This window comes from Neobacillus sp. NRS-1170 (genome assembly GCF_050468025.1).
This window is the reverse complement of sequence record NZ_JBITPF010000078.1, coordinates 21,599-38,484: the sequence shown is the minus strand read 5'-3', so window position 1 is coordinate 38,484 and position 16,886 is coordinate 21,599. Positions and strand designations below refer to the sequence as shown.

16 protein-coding genes are annotated in these 16,886 nt (G+C 38.0%); 9 read left to right on the top strand and 7 right to left on the bottom strand.

The features are described 5' to 3' along the window. Positions 1-136: 136 nt before the first annotated feature. Positions 137-2,950, top strand: coding sequence for a DUF3427 domain-containing protein (locus ACIFOT_RS27910; RefSeq protein ID WP_430070874.1), 2,814 nt, complete (start codon positions 137-139; stop codon positions 2,948-2,950). A 19-nt stretch (positions 2,951-2,969) separates the two neighbouring features. Here ACIFOT_RS27910 and ACIFOT_RS27905 read toward each other — a convergent pair whose 3' ends face one another. Next, complete coding sequence (locus ACIFOT_RS27905; protein WP_430070871.1) at positions 2,970-3,368, bottom strand: (deoxy)nucleoside triphosphate pyrophosphohydrolase; 399 nt, start codon at positions 3,366-3,368, stop codon at positions 2,970-2,972. A 224-nt stretch (positions 3,369-3,592) separates the two neighbouring features. Here ACIFOT_RS27905 and ACIFOT_RS27900 point away from each other — a divergent pair, with 224 nt between their 5' ends. Continuing rightward, positions 3,593-4,147 carry a hypothetical protein gene (locus ACIFOT_RS27900; protein WP_430070868.1) on the top strand — a complete coding sequence of 185 codons (555 nt, stop codon included), beginning with the start codon at positions 3,593-3,595 and terminating at the stop codon, positions 4,145-4,147. A gap of 106 nt (positions 4,148-4,253) precedes the next feature. Here ACIFOT_RS27900 and lspA read toward each other — a convergent pair whose 3' ends face one another. The 3 genes from lspA to ACIFOT_RS27885 all read right to left on the bottom strand — a co-directional run bounded on the left by lspA (position 4,254) and on the right by ACIFOT_RS27885 (position 7,330). Continuing rightward, a complete protein-coding gene (lspA, locus tag ACIFOT_RS27895; RefSeq protein WP_430070865.1) occupies positions 4,254-4,691 on the bottom strand; it encodes a signal peptidase II in 438 nt (145 codons plus the stop codon). A gap of 180 nt (positions 4,692-4,871) precedes the next feature. After that, positions 4,872-6,332, bottom strand: coding sequence for a S8 family serine peptidase (locus ACIFOT_RS27890; RefSeq protein ID WP_430070863.1), 1,461 nt, complete (start codon positions 6,330-6,332; stop codon positions 4,872-4,874). A gap of 389 nt (positions 6,333-6,721) precedes the next feature. After that, positions 6,722-7,330, bottom strand: coding sequence for a TetR/AcrR family transcriptional regulator (locus ACIFOT_RS27885; RefSeq protein WP_430070860.1), 609 nt, complete (start codon positions 7,328-7,330; stop codon positions 6,722-6,724). Positions 7,331-7,525: 195 nt separating this feature from the next. Here ACIFOT_RS27885 and ACIFOT_RS27880 point away from each other — a divergent pair, with 195 nt between their 5' ends. Then, a complete protein-coding gene (locus ACIFOT_RS27880) occupies positions 7,526-8,263 on the top strand; it encodes an SDR family NAD(P)-dependent oxidoreductase (RefSeq protein WP_430070857.1) in 738 nt (245 codons plus the stop codon). Between the two features lie 133 nt (positions 8,264-8,396). Beyond that, the gene (locus tag ACIFOT_RS27875; RefSeq protein ID WP_430070854.1) at positions 8,397-9,182 is read left to right on the top strand and encodes an SDR family oxidoreductase; all 786 of its coding nucleotides are present in this window, start codon (positions 8,397-8,399) and stop codon (positions 9,180-9,182) included. Positions 9,183-9,335: 153 nt separating this feature from the next. Here the strand turns inward: ACIFOT_RS27875 and ACIFOT_RS27870 are convergent, their stop codons facing one another. Next, complete coding sequence (locus tag ACIFOT_RS27870) at positions 9,336-9,734, bottom strand: (deoxy)nucleoside triphosphate pyrophosphohydrolase (RefSeq protein ID WP_430070851.1); 399 nt, start codon at positions 9,732-9,734, stop codon at positions 9,336-9,338. A gap of 368 nt (positions 9,735-10,102) precedes the next feature. Between ACIFOT_RS27870 and ACIFOT_RS27865 the strand changes: the two genes are divergently transcribed. After that, positions 10,103-11,335, top strand: a complete 1,233-nt coding sequence (locus tag ACIFOT_RS27865) for an aminopeptidase (protein ID WP_430070848.1) — start codon at positions 10,103-10,105, stop codon at positions 11,333-11,335. Positions 11,336-11,409: 74 nt separating this feature from the next. On the opposite strand, the gene ACIFOT_RS27860 is transcribed toward ACIFOT_RS27865, so the two are convergent. Then, the gene (locus ACIFOT_RS27860; protein ID WP_430070845.1) at positions 11,410-12,225 is read right to left on the bottom strand and encodes a murein transglycosylase; all 816 of its coding nucleotides are present in this window, start codon (positions 12,223-12,225) and stop codon (positions 11,410-11,412) included. Between the two features lie 427 nt (positions 12,226-12,652). Between ACIFOT_RS27860 and ACIFOT_RS27855 the strand changes: the two genes are divergently transcribed. Next, positions 12,653-13,441 carry an enoyl-CoA hydratase/isomerase family protein gene (locus ACIFOT_RS27855; RefSeq protein WP_430070842.1) on the top strand — a complete coding sequence of 263 codons (789 nt, stop codon included), beginning with the start codon at positions 12,653-12,655 and terminating at the stop codon, positions 13,439-13,441. Between the two features lie 381 nt (positions 13,442-13,822). Here the strand turns inward: ACIFOT_RS27855 and ACIFOT_RS27850 are convergent, their stop codons facing one another. Continuing rightward, complete coding sequence (locus ACIFOT_RS27850; RefSeq protein ID WP_430071150.1) at positions 13,823-13,972, bottom strand: ATP-binding cassette domain-containing protein; 150 nt, start codon at positions 13,970-13,972, stop codon at positions 13,823-13,825. A gap of 298 nt (positions 13,973-14,270) precedes the next feature. On the opposite strand from ACIFOT_RS27850, the gene ACIFOT_RS27845 reads away from it, so the two are divergent. Genes ACIFOT_RS27845 through ACIFOT_RS27835 form a run of 3 tightly spaced genes read left to right on the top strand, consistent with a single transcriptional unit; the run spans position 14,271 to position 16,490 of the window. Continuing rightward, positions 14,271-15,710: an FAD-binding protein gene (locus ACIFOT_RS27845; protein WP_430070840.1), complete on the top strand. Its 1,440-nt coding sequence runs from the start codon at positions 14,271-14,273 to the stop codon at positions 15,708-15,710. Further along, complete coding sequence (locus tag ACIFOT_RS27840) at positions 15,700-16,254, top strand: hypothetical protein (protein ID WP_430070837.1); 555 nt, start codon at positions 15,700-15,702, stop codon at positions 16,252-16,254. The genes ACIFOT_RS27845 and ACIFOT_RS27840 overlap by 11 nt, the downstream gene beginning before the upstream one ends. Next, positions 16,251-16,490: a GntR family transcriptional regulator gene (locus ACIFOT_RS27835; protein WP_430070835.1), complete on the top strand. Its 240-nt coding sequence runs from the start codon at positions 16,251-16,253 to the stop codon at positions 16,488-16,490. The genes ACIFOT_RS27840 and ACIFOT_RS27835 overlap by 4 nt, the downstream gene beginning before the upstream one ends. Positions 16,491-16,886 lie beyond the last annotated feature (396 nt).

The following is a 16,886-nucleotide window of genomic DNA, read 5'->3' as shown; positions in this document are numbered from 1 at the left end:
ACCAATATTATAAAAACACATTATAAAGATCCTCTATTCCAAGAAAAATAGAGGATCTTTTTATTTCCCCAATTATATTGTACAATTTTGCTATATCCATTAAATAACAGTATCAGAAAAAACAGGGGAAATTGAAATGGAAGCGACTGAAAAGAAACTTATCGTTAATTCAGATAAAGGCAATTTATTAAGAGAATTAGTGAAGTCGATGAACGAGTGTGAGGGGTTCTACTTTAGTGTCGCGTTCATTAATTTTAGTGGGCTGCAGCTGCTGCTGGATCCGTTAAAGGAAGCAGAGAAAAAGGGAATCAAGGGTAAGATTATCACTTCTACCTATCTAAACTTCACAGAAGCTAAGGCTTTAGAGAAAATCAAAGAGTTTAATAACGTTGAGTTAAAGGTGTTTGTTACCGATAAGGAAATTGGTTTCCATACCAAGGCATACATATTTGAATACCGTGATAGCTATAAGGTCATTATCGGTTCATCTAATATTACACAAAGTGCTTTAAAAAGTAATATTGAATGGAATGTCCAGATCATTACGAAAGAAAATGGTCGGTTTATTCAAGATGTCTTGAAGGAATACGATTATCTCTGGAATATGAGTGAGGATGCTGATCAGGACTTTATTAATAGATATGAAGAATTTTTGGCGAGCTTTAAGCAAACGCAAAAAACTCATCAAATAATTTATGAAAACAAACAATATATTGTTCCAAATAGGATGCAAAAGCGCGCGACAGAGAATTTGGAGAGACTTAGAAACTTTGGCGAGAAAAAGGCCCTGGTCATAGCAGCAACAGGAACCGGTAAAACCTATATGTCGGCATTTGACGTAAAGAGTTTTAAACCTAGAAAACTCCTGTTCATCGTTCATAGAGAAGAGATCCTGAAAAAAGCAAAAGATACCTTTGAAATCCTTCTTCCTAATGATGGCATTACCTTTGGATTACTTACAGGTAATCATAAACAGAAACATGTAGATTATGTATTTGCAACCATTCAAACAATCTCAAAATGCTATGAGGAATTTGAAAAAGAAGAGTTTGATTATTTAATCATTGATGAGGCCCATCATGCCACTAGTCCGACTTATCAAACTGTCTTAAACTATTTTGAGCCAAAGTTTACTTTGGGAATGACAGCAACTCCTGAACGTAGTGATGGTTACAATGTTTTTGATTTGTTTGATAATAATGTGGCTTTAGAGGTACGGCTGCACGAAGCATTAGAGGATGAGTTGGTGATACCTTTTCACTATTTTGGCATCACCGATATCGAAGGCACCGATTTAAGTGATGTGGATATTGATGATATCACCGAAATTACCAAGAGGCTGAAGGTCAATGAACGGGTTGATTTTATCATCGAAAAGATGGACTTCTATGGTCATGATGGTGACAAAAGAAAAGGCCTAGGCTTCTGTGTCAGCATTGAACATGCACAGTATATGGCTAGTGAATTTAATAAACGGGGCTATAAAAGTGTGTGTCTGTATGGTGCGGATTCACCTGAAACCCGTGAACGCTATATTAACCGATTAGAGAATGACAATCATGAGTTAGAATTTATTTTTACCGTAGATATCTTTAATGAGGGTGTCGATATTCCTTCAGTTAATACAGTCCTAATGTTAAGACCAACAAACTCTCCCATTGTTTTTATTCAACAGCTTGGTAGGGGATTACGAAAGCATGGTAATAAGGAGTTCCTGACAGTTCTTGATTTTATCGGAAACCATAATAAAACATTTCTGATTGCGTTGGCGTTAAATGGGAGTCGCTACTATGATAAAGAAAGTTTAAAAGTGGCAGTTGCGACTGGATTTGCCAATATTCCTGGGTGTACTCATATTCAAATGGACAAGATCTCTGAGGAAAGGATTTTGGCTCAGATTGATAAAGAAAACTTTAATTCAATGAAGTATTTGAAGGAAGAGTATTTCGAATTTAAGAAGCTTAATCAGGGGCGAATTCCTAATTTACTGCTGGATTATCTGAAATACGATGGAGCACCCGATCCAGTGAAATTTATTGATCGTGAGAAAACATATCTATCATTTGTGGCCAAAGTAGAGAAGGACGAGCACTTAAAAAATCTGTTACTGAACGAGTCCTTTGAAGGGATTCTAAAGGAATTATCAAGTAAGCTTCCGCTGAAGAGGATATATGAGTTTGTCATTATTCGGTATTTGTTAGGGAACGAGGAAATTGACCTGGAAACAGCAAGGTACCAAATTCTAAAGATGATCACTGATGTGGATAATGATAGTGTTTTGCATGCTTTTGAGAGCTTAAATCAAAATTACTATGATAGTGTTCAGCTTAAGAATAAGCCTAAGTTAGTGCACTATAGCAATGGTAAACTAGTTAAATCTCCTCTTTTTAAAGAGGTTTTAGAAAATGAAGAGTTCCGGAAGTATATTGAAGATATTATCACCTACGGAATTTTCCGCTATGAGAAGGAATTTAAAGGGGAGTATTACGGAGTTCCTCACTTTAAACTATATGAACAATATCAAATGGTAGACGCTGCTTTACTATCGAATTATCGGAAAATCCATAGTTCTTTCAGGGGCTCCGGGTTACTAGCAAATGGGAACGAATATTTCCTTTTTATCGACTTGCATAAAGAAGAGGATGTAAAGGAAAGTATTAACTACAAGGACAAATTTATTAGCCCCTATGAGTTCCAATGGCAGTCGGTGAATAGTACGACTCAGCAGTCTGAAAGAGGTAAGAATATTATCTTTAATAAGCAGCGCCGAGTAAATCTCCACTTATTTATTCGTAAATATAGAGAGATCGATGGAAAAACTGAACCGTATATTTATATTGGGAAAGGGAATTCTATTTCCTTCGAAGGAGATAAGCCAATTACTGTCATCATGGAATTAGAGAATGAAGTTCCTGCACCTTTATATACTGAATTTACAAAAAAAGTGTAGTCTTCTCATATCGAGAAGACTATTTTTCTTGGATCAATTGCTCAACTGCTGGAACATCCGCTGGTGCCCATTTGAGGGAATCTAAGTTTTCTCGTTTTAACCAGATTAACTTTGAATGCTCACTTGGCGTCGGTGTTCCTTTAACTACTCTACATTTGATTGAGATCAAATTAATAATAAATGTTTCATACTCGTGGGTATTGTCATTAAAAACTTCTTTGAATGTTTCGACCTTACAATCCAGTTCTTCATCAATTTCTCTTTCAAGTGCAGAGAAAATATCTTCATTTGCCTCAACTTTACCTCCAGGAAACTCCCACATATTCGGAATCGACATTTCTGGAGATCTAAGAGCACATAGAATTTCTTGCTGTTCATTTTCAATAATGGCTGCAACGACTTTTATAAGCTTTTTCAAGATAATCCTCTCCTATACATTTCACTAGCCATAATAATACCACTTTTGGAGGTTAGATGCTGCATTGGTTTATTTAACTAATGCTGTTCAAAAATTAGAAAGCATTTCTTAAGTTCTTATTTTTTTGGAAGTTTAGAACGATTTCGGATTGTTAATGTAACTCAATCGAATTAATCTAAATGAATATCCCAAATTTGGGCAGTTTAATAATGGAGGGTATGTTAATGATTATATATCATGGTTCTATAAAGAAATTTAACCATTTTAATAAAGAAGGGGTTGTTCAAAAATTAAATAATGATATCGACACGATTGGATTTTGGTTTACTTCGGATATTGCTTCGGCGAAACCTTTTGCTATTGGAACTGAGACCGTTATTCAAAAATCAGAGACGGAATTTTGGGAGGACGGAACCCCTAAAGTGGTGCAAGTTGAAATGCCGGTCAGAGGATTTATATACAAAGTATTTATGGATGAACCAAATCTAAAGGAATACCAATCAGATTCTGAGGATTCCTATGATTTGTTTATGAGGGAACGCGACCAATACTGTGATTATTTCCAATCCAGTAAAAGGAACCCCACATGGAGGGACAATGCTTCCCTGTTAAATAAAGAAGAAGCCAATTTGGGGTTTCGAAAAAATCTTGTGAACCAGAGATACGAAGGATTAGTTATACGAAACACTAAGCTGCATAACTGTGTTACTGACCTATATTGCATCTTTTCGGAAAACGCTCTTCACATTGCAGATGTGATATCAGTAGATATTTTTTAATATTCAGATAATCAGTATTTTAGAAGAAACATATGTATAGGATCAAATGATAAATAGAGACGGAATACAAGGGATTATTTTGGCCAAGCATTTGTAAGAGGAGAATCTAGTGCTTATTTTTCAACCATCTAACGACCACAGATATAATAAGCAGTACCCCCCCAATCTCGATAGCATGGTCGGCCAAGTTAAGAATTCCGCCAGAGCGAATGATAAAATCTGTCACCTGCCCAAACAAAAATCGATCGATACCATTTCCAATTGCTCCTCCGACTAGGAATCCAAAACTACAATCTATGAGAGCACCCTTCATTTCTCCGGTTCTGCGAAAATATAAAACACCTATCACGAAAAACACAGCCAAAACTCCGAAGAGCCGTGCATGGCCTTGAAATAAACCTCCTGCCATCCCGCTATTTTCGATATGTGTGAGTTGAATTCCCCACAATGAAAAAGTTTCATTGATATCAATGTAGGCCCGAATTAGATATTTAGAAAGCTGGTCCATCACAATAACCAGGATTGCAATTACATAAAATAGCATATAATGTCCTTCTCTCTTGCAAAATAACTTGCATCCTAATCATCATTATAATTGGAAGCCTTTTTCTATTCTATTATGAAGCTTGCCATTTTTTACGCGAATACAAAAAACGGGCACATCTCCTTGTTAAGGAAATAATGCCCCTGTTTATGGGATTGAGTATTTTTCGTACCACTTTCCCTATTTTTTTATATTCATCAATGCTCGATAAGCGTTAGCTTCCCCTGAACCATAGAAGGCATCTTGGCCAGGTTTTCCGAAGTCAATCGCTGTTTGTTTAATGATGGCTGATACCTGCGAAGGCTTTAAATCAGGGTGTGCAGCTTTTATAACACCCGCAATCCCAGCTACTTGAGGTGCAGCCATCGATGTACCTGCATTATAAGTATATGGCGTACCTAAGTCGGTTGGCCATGTGCTAAGGATTAAGTTTGTAATATCCGCCGTGGCTGGATCAAGGGTTTCGGCATATTTGGCACCAAAATCTCCTCCTGGAGCCGCTACATCAATCGCACTGTTTCCATAATTGGAGAAAAAGGCAAGTTCCTGTTCGGACCATTTATTCGAAGCTGATACATTGATCACTCCAGGCATTTGTGCCGGTACAACCGTTGTTGGTCCCTTGAGCGAGATTCCGAATGGTTCATAAAGGGAGTTTAAGTAATTAGTAACCTCATTCTTGTCATCCAGGTCCAAGCTTTCATTTCCACTCGCCGCTACTACGGTTACGTCGTTCTTCAGAGCGTATTGGATCGCGCGTTTCCACAATAACGTATCGGCTGTTGTTTTATAGGTTTCTCCTTCGATGATTGTTTTCGAAGTATTATAAAGTCTTAGAGACATATTAATGACGTCTACCTTATCATTCGCAGCTGCGATAATGCCATCAATGATAATGGATGGGAGAGTAAGAGCTTGGTCCGAATAGAATGTACGATAGGTACGAATTCCCAGCTCTGGTCCTACGCCCTTGACATTTCCATTTGCCGCAATGATTCCAGACACATGTGTTCCGTGGCCATTACGATCCACAATATCATATGGGTCTCCAGTTTCTGTTGCATCCATGCCAGCAGGGACCAAATTCCGTCCACCAAGAAGGTTTTTCCGTAAATCTGGATGTTTTGGGTCAATCCCAGTATCAATAACTCCTACAACAGCTTTATGTATAGTTTCTCCTTTTGCATTTTCATATCCGCCGGTTTCAATTTCATATGATTTCCCATTATTCGTTACCCTTTGAATGCCCCATTGCGCATCCCATAGACTTTCTTGTTGGTTGATGGCTGCCGATTGGGCTAGGGTTGGAATCTTAGCCGGCTGGTTTAATGCAAGTGGTACTTCTTTACTTGCAACCTCAATGGAAGGCACTTTTTTGAGATTACTTAGAAATGCAGGATCATCGGACTGTGCTTCGATTCCTCCCACTTCCGGGAGTGCTTTTACCACTCGGCCTCCTGCTTTTTTGATTACTTCTTCGTACCCCTTAGGCAGCTCGTTTTCAAATGCAATCACATACAGGTTTTTCCCTTCAGATTTTGTTAATTGGTTTTCAACAGCCAGGCTAGGCGCTGCACCTCCTGCCGCGATTCCGAACCCTAATGTAACGGAAAGCAAGGTTTTTACTAAAACTTTCTTCATGGTCATTCTCCTTTTTATGGAATATATTTCCTTTTCTATTACTATATTAATTTAACATTTTTATTCCATTTTTGGAAATGAAATGCACTAGTGCGTTGATCAACAATACAAAATTGCGAAAATTTCTTATTGGAAGGGAGAAGTTTTTGGGGGGAATGATACGTCTTTGCAATGATTGATGTAATAGAAGCGATAAATAAGCAATTACATGAATGTAAATTACAATCTCACCGAAAAAAATAAAAACCTTGCTCCAGCAGGGTTTTTAATAAAAAAGGACACTTTTTTGAAATAATATTGCATTAAATTTAGCAGAGTGCGGGTCACTAATACGAGTTTTTTCAATGTAAACCCCCCTAGCTAGATTTTCTCCACGCTGGTGCAGATAGCTACTTGTTATGTCCAATATATTGAAATGAGTAAATATGAGTTTTCGTTAGTTCAATGACTTCTTGGATAAAATCTTCTGGCGTTTCTTTGAAGCCATTTTGGATCCAAGTATGAAGGAGACCATAAAAGCCATAGGCTGTATAACGTTTAAAATAATCCATATTAACTGGGATATTGTTGATGGTTTCGAAAATAAATTGTTCTTTATAGATTTTTAAGATTGTTTGAGGGAACCGTGTATGCAATCCGGGTAACGTGTCATCGTAGTTTATTAATGTAAAAAAACTCTGGTTTTTATAGATATAAGAAACGATATTAAAAGAAGGTGCATTTAGCTTGGCTGAATAAACCTTTTGACCAGGTACATAGGCTTTGCCTACTGAATCTTCTAACCCTTGAAGCATGGAAACAAGTAAATCCTCAGCCAATTCCATTTTATCGATGTAATGGACATAAAAGGTGCTGCGATTATAAGCGGCGTGATTGACGATGTCTTTTACAGTAACGGAATGGTACCCCTTCTCTTTTATGAGTTCAATCAATGTATGTTTTAAATGCGCTTTTGTTCGATTTTGTCGTTGAGATTGCGTATTTTGTTCATTATTCATGAAAAAACCTTCCTCAATATAGACAGATTTAGCATAAGTGTCTAACTAGTAGACACTTAATGATATCTTAATGATTGTTAGTTGTGAACAAAATAGTACAATTAAATTGTGAACAATAAAGCACAGATAATAGATGTATCTATTATTTTTCTCTAGTTTGTGCTAAAGAATTCTTGAATACGAGGAGGATTTAGGATGGGAAAATTACAAAACAAAGTAGCTGTGATTACCGGTGGAGCATCTGGTATTGGAGCAGCAACAGCGCGTTTATTTGTTTCAGAAGGGGCCAAAGTGGTTCTTGTTGATTTAAATAAGGAAAAAGGGAAGGCTTTTGAGGCAGAACTGAAAGCGCTTAATGCTGAGGCTCTTTTTATAAAAGCAAATATTACGAGTGAAGAAGAAGTCGCAAATATCTTTAAACAAACCGTTGAAACGTTCGGCAAAGTGGATGTGGTCTTCAACAATGCGGGTATTGGCCGTGTTCATCCTTCACATGAGTTAGAGTACTCAGAATGGCGCAACACTGTAAATGTTGACTTAGATGGCGTTTTCTTAGTAGCACGTGAATCCATCCGTGAAATGCTAAAAACAGGCGGTGGTACGATTGTTAATACGGCATCTATGTACGGTTGGGTTGGATCACCAGGTTCAGCAGCCTATAACGCGGCAAAAGGCGGCGTGGTTAACTTAACTCGTTCCCTTGCACTTGAATATGCAGAACAAAATATTCGTATTAACGCATTATGCCCTGGTTTTATTGATACACCAATTATTCCGGAAGAAAGCAAGCAAGTATTAGCTGAAGTAACCCCGATGAAACGTCTTGGTAAGGCAGAAGAAATGGCAAAAGCAGTGTTATTCATGGCTTCTGATGATTCTTCATTCATGACTGGTAATAGTTTGATTGTTGATGGCGGGTATACTGCGCAATAATATATCCTGGGGACTAAGTAGGAAAGATGACATTTCACCGGTATATATCTTTAATGTGAGATATTTTAATTAAAAATAATTTTTAAAAATACACTTTAGACCTTGAAACTAAAACAAAGGGAGGAAATTTCCAATGAGTAATCGTTTTGATGGAAAAGTGGTATTAATTACAGGTGCGGGTTCTGGTTTAGGTCAAGCCTCTGCCTTACAAGTAGCAAAAGAAGGAGCGAAACTTTCACTTGTTGATTTAAACGCTGCTTCATTAGAAGAAACGAAAAGCAAAGTGTTAGAAGTTGCGCCAAACACAGAAATGCTGCTGATCACTGCGAATGTGGCAGATGAACAAGCAGTTGAAAACTATGTAAATGAAACGGTTGAGAAGTTTGGGAAAATCGATGGTTTCTTCAATAACGCAGGGATCGAAGGAAAACAAAACCTAACAGAGGATTTTGGCATTGATGAATTTCAAAAAGTTGTTAGTGTCAATTTAAATGGTGTGTTTTATGGAATGAAAAACGTTTTGAAAGTTATGAGAGAACAAGGTTTTGGCTCTATTGTTAATACTGCTTCTGTTGGTGGTATTCGCGGGGTTGGAAACCAATCTGGTTATGCAGCTAGTAAACACGGTGTGGCCGGATTAACAAGAAACTCTGGAATTGAATACGGTCAATATGGAATCAGCATCAAAGCCATTGCACCTGGAGCAATCATGACACCGATGGTCGAAGGTTCATTAAAACAAATTGATCCTGATAACTGGGAAGAGGTAGGAAAACAATTTGTTCAGCCAAACCCAATGAAACGTTTCGGTAAACCAGAAGAAGTGGGCTATTTGGTAGCATTCCTGCTATCTAATCAAGCCAACTTCATCAACGCAGCTGTTATTCCAATTGATGGTGGACAATCTTATAAATATTAAGAGGTGTGGAGATAGTTCTCCTGTTTCACCAAATCTAACCGTCAATACCTATTCCACTGAGTAGATATACAAAACAAAGAAGCACGGGAACCTTCCCGTGCTCATTTTATATCTCGTGAACCTTGTTGAATCCAGTGAAATTCTTTTTGCCCATTATTTTTCCTTGATTAATTGTTTAACAGCTGGAATATCAGCTGGTGCCCATTTAAGGGAATCCAAATTCTCTCTTTTCAACCATATTAATTTTGAATGCTCACTAGGAGTCGGAGTCCCTTCAACAACTCTACATTTGATCGAGATTAAATTAATGATAAACGTTTCATATTCATGAGTGTTTTCATTAAAAATTTCTTTAAATGTCTCGATTTTACAGCTCAACTCTTCATCAATTTCCCTCTTTAAGGCTGAGAAGATGTCCTCATTTGCTTCTACTTTCCCGCCTGGAAACTCCCACATATTAGGAAGCGACATTCTTGGTGATCTAAGAGCACATAGAATTTCTTGGTGTTTGTTTTCTATAATAGCTGCAACGACTTTTACGAGCTTTTTCATGTATACCTCCAAAAGAGGAAATCTCTATTAATCATAATATCACTATTGGCAATTGATTCTCAAAACGAGTCCTAGGAACAATGACATTAAAAATATCTACGGGTGGTATGGCAACCTCCTTTAAAAAACAACCCCCACCAGGGTTGCACAGCTGGATGCTCACCAAACATATTTAAATATACGATGAAATAGTTCTTGAGGAAGAAAGGAAATTCAATAGGCGCCTTGAATACAAGATAAGTCAACTTTTTTTGGTTAAAAAGGAAACCAAATCCTTATTATTGCGTCTAAGAGTTTAGGGTATTTATACGTCTTTAAAGATTTACTATTTGTATCTGTAAGAAATATAAAACCAAAGGAGAAATGATATGCGAACTTTTCAAGAAAAATTAGAGAAATACGCTGCTCTGGCAGTTGAAATCGGAGTAAATGTTCAAAAGGGGCAAATTTTATTTATATCAGCCTCTATTGAAAGCTATGAGTTTGTTAAATTAATAACAAAAAGAGCCTATGAAATCGGAGCAAGTGAAGTAATCTATGAATGGAATGATGACGCTTTAACCCGAATGAAATATGAATCGGCAGCCGATGAAGTTTTTACAAATTTCCCAACCTACCGTGTCATGCAGCGTGAAGAGTTAGCTGAAAAGAATGCTGCCTTTATAGTGATCGATTCAAAAAACCCAGATTTATTAAATGGAATTGAACAAGAGCGAATCTCGAATTTTAATAAAGCATCAGGTACAGCACTTACCAAGTTTCGAACCTATATGGTAAGTGATAAAATTGCCTGGACGATTGTCGCCTATCCAAATCAGGCTTGGGTCGATAAAGTGTTCCCGAATATTGATAAAGCGGAACGAATCAATGCGCTTTGGGATGCTATTTTTTCTGCAACGAGAATCGACCATGAGGATACAATTGGAGCATGGAAAGAACATATAGCAAGTCTAGATAGTAAAGCTAATTATTTAAATGGACGAAAATACAAATCACTACATTACCGTGCCCCAGGCACTGATTTAACCGTGGAACTGCCAGAAAAACATAAATGGATGAGTGCAGGAAATCATAATGAAAAAGGGACACTTTTCATAGCGAATATGCCTACAGAAGAAGTGTTCACTTCTCCTAATCAATACGGGGTAAACGGCATTGTTACCAGTACAAAACCGTTAAGTTACGCAGGAAAACTGATCGAGAACTTTTCCTTAACATTTAAAGATGGTAAAATCGTAGATTTCACCTGTGAAAACGGGTATGACACACTTAAACAATTAATTGAAACAGATGATGGCAGCAGGTATCTTGGGGAAATAGCTCTCGTTCCGCATCAGTCGCCAATTTCAGAATCAAACACCATTTTTTATAACACGCTTTTCGACGAAAATGCTTCCAATCACTTAGCCATTGGCGAAGGATTTCCGTTTTGTTTAGAAGAAGGAAAAATGATGTCTAAAGAAGAACTTGCGAAAATCGGTTTGAATGAAAGTATGACACATGTAGATTTTATGATTGGCTCTGGTGAAATGGATATTGACGGTATGCTTCCAGACGGAAGGATCGAACCTATTTTCCGAAATGGGAACTGGGTGTTTTAATTCCCCTTTTTTGAAATGTGATGAAATGTTCAAGGACAACAACCGCCTCTGTCAACTTTGTGTGGCAGAGGCATTTATTTCATAGTTTTAGTCCCTAGTAAGTATTGCTTTAAGTCACCAGAGGATTTAATTCCTTCCAGCTTCTTTTTAGACACCTCATCACTAGAATCATAGGAAAAATGAAAGAGATAGTCTCTGCTTTTGATGTGCTTGTTTAAAAAAGCTTGGTAATTAAGCTTTTTGTCTTTGTCAAAGATTTCTTGTTCAAGTTTTTCGTTAAAGTAATTAATATCAATGCTGAAATATTCTAACTCCTGGGCCATCAAGTACTGGATTAATTTGTAAACCTTATCTAACTGATGGTCCATTTCATTGGAAGAGTTAAGCGTTACATTGGCAAAAATTATGTTTCCAATACCTTTATGCTCTTGATCAAAAATTTCTTGATAGGTATTAGAGATGTTGTATTTAGTATAAGTTTCTTCCGGAAATGAGACATTGACCATATAAGAATAATTTTCATGGGATTCATACAGTCCTTTATATACTGAACCAAATTGTTTGTTAAGCTCAGCACGCCATTTCTTGTCTAAGTAATCATCCGACATTGGCTCCATATCTTCAGTAACTGAAATAATAACAGTTAGGTTGGGTTTTTTCTTAGGGTGAGAATCAATCCGGTAAGTACCCACATCATCGCCTAGTGGTTTTGAAAAGCTTGATCCTTCAATAACAAAGTCTTCGTTGTATTTTTCTTCGAGATGCTTTTCTGCAGCTTTTTCGGCTTTAGAACTAATTAGTGGAAAATAAATATAGTCAAACAAAACTAGACCAACTATGAATAAAAAGATAACTGGAATAGTGAGAAAGATAACAAGTGCTTTAGGCATTTTTACATCTCCTAAAAGATAGGTATTTTTACATAATACAAGACGTATAGAAACAACTAATAGTTTCAATGATGATTAAAAGATACTGTATTTTGATGGCATAAAACGAGCATTCCCGTTTAGAGAGTTCCTAGCATAAATATCCAATTATTGATTGTGCTAAAATAAATGTAAGGACCATTTATACAATGATGAGGGATTCCATGTATAGAATAATGATGATTGCGGACGATGAGAAAATCAGGCGGATTGTCGCTGATACGTTGAAAAAGTCAATCTAAACAAATCTTTAATTTGGTAAATTAAATGCGACAAGCAAATGAGTAGAGTGTTATATTAATAATAGTCAGAATATTAAATGAATAAAACGAGGTCAGGGTAAGAAGGTATCCGAATTTAAAATCAAATTACTGAGGAGGAATAAAAGATGGAACATATTATTGTCGAAACGGTAGATGGGGTCCGTACACTAACACTAAACAGACCGGAGCGCCTGAATGCCGTAAATAATACACTTAGTAATGAGATTATCCAGGCAATTTCAGAGGCTTCTGCTGACGATGAAGTCCGTGTCATTGTCATTACCGGGAGAGGACCAGGATTCTGTGCAGGTCTTGATTTGACCGATTATGCGAAGAGAAATCCAGACGCTCAATCCCGTCATCAAAAATTAGATGAACTGGGTTGGGTTGGTCATCAAGCATTGGGGATTGTTCATTGTGATAAGCCAGTTATTGCAGCAATCAATGGGATTGCGGCTGGTGCTGGACTCGCGCTAGCTCTAGCTTGTGACATCCGCTTCATATCTGCTGATGCAAGAGTAACAGCTGGATACATCCGCCGTGGTCTCAGCCCTGATGCGGGAATGAGTTATTTTTTACCGCGGTTGGTCGGGCAGGCAAGGGCTGCCGAATTGATCTTAACCGGCCGGGACATTTACCCTGAGGAAGCAGAACGAATTGGATTGGTGAACCGGATATTCCCTGATGATGAATTTCAGGAACAGGTGATGGATTTTGCCAGGGAATTAGCGGCAGGACCTCCGGTAGCGATGACGCTTTCTAAAAGATTGCTTGCTGCAAGCCCTGACATGGATCTTACAACGATTCTAAAACAAGAGTACGCTTTTATTAAACAATGTTTCGGAACCAAAGATGTTCAGGAAGGAGTTCAAGCCTTTATTGAGAAAAGAAAGCCCGTGTTCCGAGGGGAATAGGTAAAAGTAATTGATGGATTCACCAAAAGATAATAGAAATCGAACCTAAGAAGGACGAATTGGAACAGAAGCTTGGAACTCTTAACTTGATGATGGAATACAGAATCACATTGATGAATGATCCAGAAAAGTCCAATTCCATGTTAAAGCTTCGACATTCTGATTAAGTTGTGCATGGGTTGACTTGTACATTGATTTAAAATCGTTTTTCACATGAATTTGCAAGGCTTCAATGAAAATTTCAGTATTGAAAGTGGATTTGCAATTTGGTATATAGTTTCAATACAAGTAACGCAATAAAACTTGATATAAAAAAAAATGCATGCCATATTTGCATGCATTTTTATATGTTTTTTATTATTCCAAAACTGAACTAACCTTTTAAAAATCTAACAGCGATTGTCCCTCAATCCACACATCCCCGCCGTTAAAGGCCTCAATCGTAGAGAGAGTATTCATTAATGTGGTTTTCCCAGAGCCGGATGGCCCCATAATCGCGGTGAATTCACCAAGTTCTATGGTCAAATCAATATTTTTTAAGACTTGTGTCTTTCCGTAAGATTTCGATAGGTTCTTTGTTTGTATAATGTCATGGTTTCGTCCTCCTTCACCACCTTACTATACTAGCTAATTTGCCCGCTAACCATCGATATAACAACATCTAAAGTGACATTTTTGTCATGTAGAGCGAAGAAACGGCCATTTTCGTATAAAAAGAGCTGGAAAATATTCGTTTTAAACCGGTGAAACATATGGTACAATTAGTGTAAAATTACACTATAGAATGTGAGTCGAGCAAGGAGGGCTTCATATCAAGAAAATTGTTTGCGTGATCCTTTTTCTTGTTGTTTTCACCTTTTCCGTTTCATTTGCTTGTTTCCAGTATTCATTAAGTCATTATCCTGATGACATGTACCAAAACAATACCATCCAGGATGTCGGCAGACTACTGCCAACAAAAATAGAGCGGATTGAAAAAGGGAAAGAAGTAGACCAGATTGCCCATATCTTGAAAAAAGCCCAAAGCGAGGGATTAAAGGTCAGCATTGCTGGGAAAAGGCGCTCCCAAGGGGGACATACTTATTACCCGGACGGGGTTGTGTTGGATATGACGAGTTTTAATAAAATCCTAGAAATCGATAAAAAGAGAAAAACCATCCATGTCCAAAGCGGGGCCACATGGGATGACATCCAAAAAGCCATTGCGCCGGAAGGGCTCGCTGTAAAAGTCATGCAAAGCCAGAATATTTTTACTGTCGGTGGAGCGATCAGTGTAAATGTGCATGGAAGGGACATTAAAAACGAATCCCTTGGCAATTCGATTAATTGGTTTCATTTATTGCTTCCAAACGGGAAAATTGTCAAAGTCGACCGACAAAGCGAACCGGAATTATTCAAGGATGTTTTAGGCGGATACGGTCTATTTGGCGTCATTTTGGATGTGGAATTGCAGGTGACGGATGATGAAGTGTATGAAATCCGTGCGAAAAAGGTGAGCGTAGAGGAATTTCCGGTATATGTCCATTCCTTAAGGGAAAATTCCGAGGTGAAAATGGCTTATGCACGTATTTCAGTTGCACCGAAAACCTCGATGGACAGCATGTATGTCGTCGAATACCATAAAACGAAACAGCCACTGAAGGAAAAACTTCGAAAGTTGAAAGAAGACCAGCAGCCATTTTTGACCTACTCCTTTTTAAATTTATCCCGCAAAACCAGCCTTTGGAAAGACTTGCTTTGGTACCTGCAGGAAAAATACATCCTATCCCTTGATAAAACCCTGATATCAAGAAACAATGCCATGCGTTCGGAAAGTGATTTTTTGCTGTATAAAAGCCAAAGGGACACCGACTCACTGCAGGAATTTTTCATCCCGATCGATGAGTATCCTTCCTATGTCAAAGACATGAAGGCATTTCTGAAAAAAGATGATATTAATCTACTTAACTTCACCATCCGCTATGTATCTAAAGATGATTCATCGAGGCTTTCGTATGCCAAGACTGATATGATTGCCCTTGTGGCCTTATTCAACCATGGAAAACAGAAACAGGATGTGGAAAAAGCGCAACAATCCATTCAAGGGATGATTGATATTACCTTGAGGCACAATGGAACCTTTTATTTGCCTTATTATCCATACGCTTCGAAAAAACAATTGCTTGAAGCCTACCCTAACTTTGATGAATTCGTCAAAGAAAAGGAAAAATACGATCCGAATGAGAATATCACAAGTCTGTTTTATGAGAGGTACCGCAATGAAAACTAAACTGATGATCCGGGGAAGCGTACTTGTTATTCAAACGGCGGTATTCCCCTACTATCTGCTGTTTTTGAAAAATATTGGGGAAACTTACAGCGCATTTTCTGTGCTCTACGCTATATTCGCTTTATCATCAGCAGCCTGTTTCTTTGCATTAACCTGGATTCCACACCAAATTCGGCTTCATAAAATGTACAGCGTATCTTTGTTCGGACTAGGGGTGTCGATGATTTCGGTGCCGTTCGCCCATAATATTTTCCACGTTTGTTTCATCCAATGCTTTATGGGAATTTGCCTAGCGCTTTATAAATTATCGGAAAAAGAATTTGATAAAAAAGACAATCTAAGCTGGAAAAAAGAAAATATTCATCAATTCATTTTGCAGCTGATCATCGTAGCAAGCATACTTGGTGCCGGGTTTATATTTGACTGGTTTTCCGTCCACATGCTGTTTTATTTAGCGGGAGCATGGTACTTGGTGAATGGTTGGTTGGCAAGTGCCATGGGGACGGTTCCTGTGGATCAAACTAACTTGTTCAAAAAACCATGAGAACCGTCCCTTTGGCTATTCGCTTGCCACAACGTGCTTATCTTGCAACGCGGTATGCTATACGACAACTTGAACTCCCTCCGGGACAAACCGTATTAGAGAGGGAAATGGTTGATATCTTGGGTATGAGTAGAACTTCGGTTCGTGAAGCTCTCGTTCGTTTAGAGATGGAGGGATGGGTACGACTCATACCACGCCGCGGGCATAAGAAAATTCAAGCACATAAAAAAGGCTGACCAATTGGTCAGCCTTTTATCATAACCTAGGGATATCTGTTGGATTACCCATGGCCCGGAGTCAATGAAAATAGGCTTATGAATCAGTTACAATACCTATCCCAATTACATAATTTGTTGAAGAGAAGACTTTAGGTATTGGTGGATATATCTGTAAGCCGATTGTTTTCTTGTCATGATGTCTCTGTCCCTTTTTCATGTGGCCGGCAAGTCATGCCGATTTTATATACTATACGGAGGTATGAAAATGAATCCTTGGCAAAACGAACTCCAAATGTTGAATGTTGGTGATTTCCAGGCGAGCGAAGCTGTTCCTTTTGACTTAAACCAGTACTATATTGATCAGGCACGTCAATTCGGTGTCGGTGGTGTCGGTGGTGTCGGTGGTGTCGGTGG

What these genes read in the sequence shown, in the direction of transcription:
- ACIFOT_RS27910 (WP_430070874.1), top strand. Translation starts at nt 137, where the DNA reads ATGGAAGCGACTGAAAAGAAACTTATCGTTAATTCAGATAAAGGCAAT.
- ACIFOT_RS27900 (WP_430070868.1), top strand. Translation starts at nt 3,593, where the DNA reads ATGATTATATATCATGGTTCTATAAAGAAATTTAACCATTTTAATAAA.
- lspA (WP_430070865.1), bottom strand. Translation starts at nt 4,691, where the DNA reads ATGCTATTTTATGTAATTGCAATCCTGGTTATTGTGATGGACCAGCTT.
- ACIFOT_RS27890 (WP_430070863.1), bottom strand. Translation starts at nt 6,332, where the DNA reads ATGAAGAAAGTTTTAGTAAAAACCTTGCTTTCCGTTACATTAGGGTTC.
- ACIFOT_RS27885 (WP_430070860.1), bottom strand. Translation starts at nt 7,330, where the DNA reads ATGAATAATGAACAAAATACGCAATCTCAACGACAAAATCGAACAAAA.
- ACIFOT_RS27880 (WP_430070857.1), top strand. Translation starts at nt 7,526, where the DNA reads ATGGGAAAATTACAAAACAAAGTAGCTGTGATTACCGGTGGAGCATCT.
- ACIFOT_RS27875 (WP_430070854.1), top strand. Translation starts at nt 8,397, where the DNA reads ATGAGTAATCGTTTTGATGGAAAAGTGGTATTAATTACAGGTGCGGGT.
- ACIFOT_RS27870 (WP_430070851.1), bottom strand. Translation starts at nt 9,734, where the DNA reads ATGAAAAAGCTCGTAAAAGTCGTTGCAGCTATTATAGAAAACAAACAC.
- ACIFOT_RS27865 (WP_430070848.1), top strand. Translation starts at nt 10,103, where the DNA reads ATGCGAACTTTTCAAGAAAAATTAGAGAAATACGCTGCTCTGGCAGTT.
- ACIFOT_RS27860 (WP_430070845.1), bottom strand. Translation starts at nt 12,225, where the DNA reads ATGCCTAAAGCACTTGTTATCTTTCTCACTATTCCAGTTATCTTTTTA.
- ACIFOT_RS27855 (WP_430070842.1), top strand. Translation starts at nt 12,653, where the DNA reads ATGGAACATATTATTGTCGAAACGGTAGATGGGGTCCGTACACTAACA.
- ACIFOT_RS27840 (WP_430070837.1), top strand. Translation starts at nt 15,700, where the DNA reads ATGAAAACTAAACTGATGATCCGGGGAAGCGTACTTGTTATTCAAACG.
- ACIFOT_RS27835 (WP_430070835.1), top strand. Translation starts at nt 16,251, where the DNA reads ATGAGAACCGTCCCTTTGGCTATTCGCTTGCCACAACGTGCTTATCTT.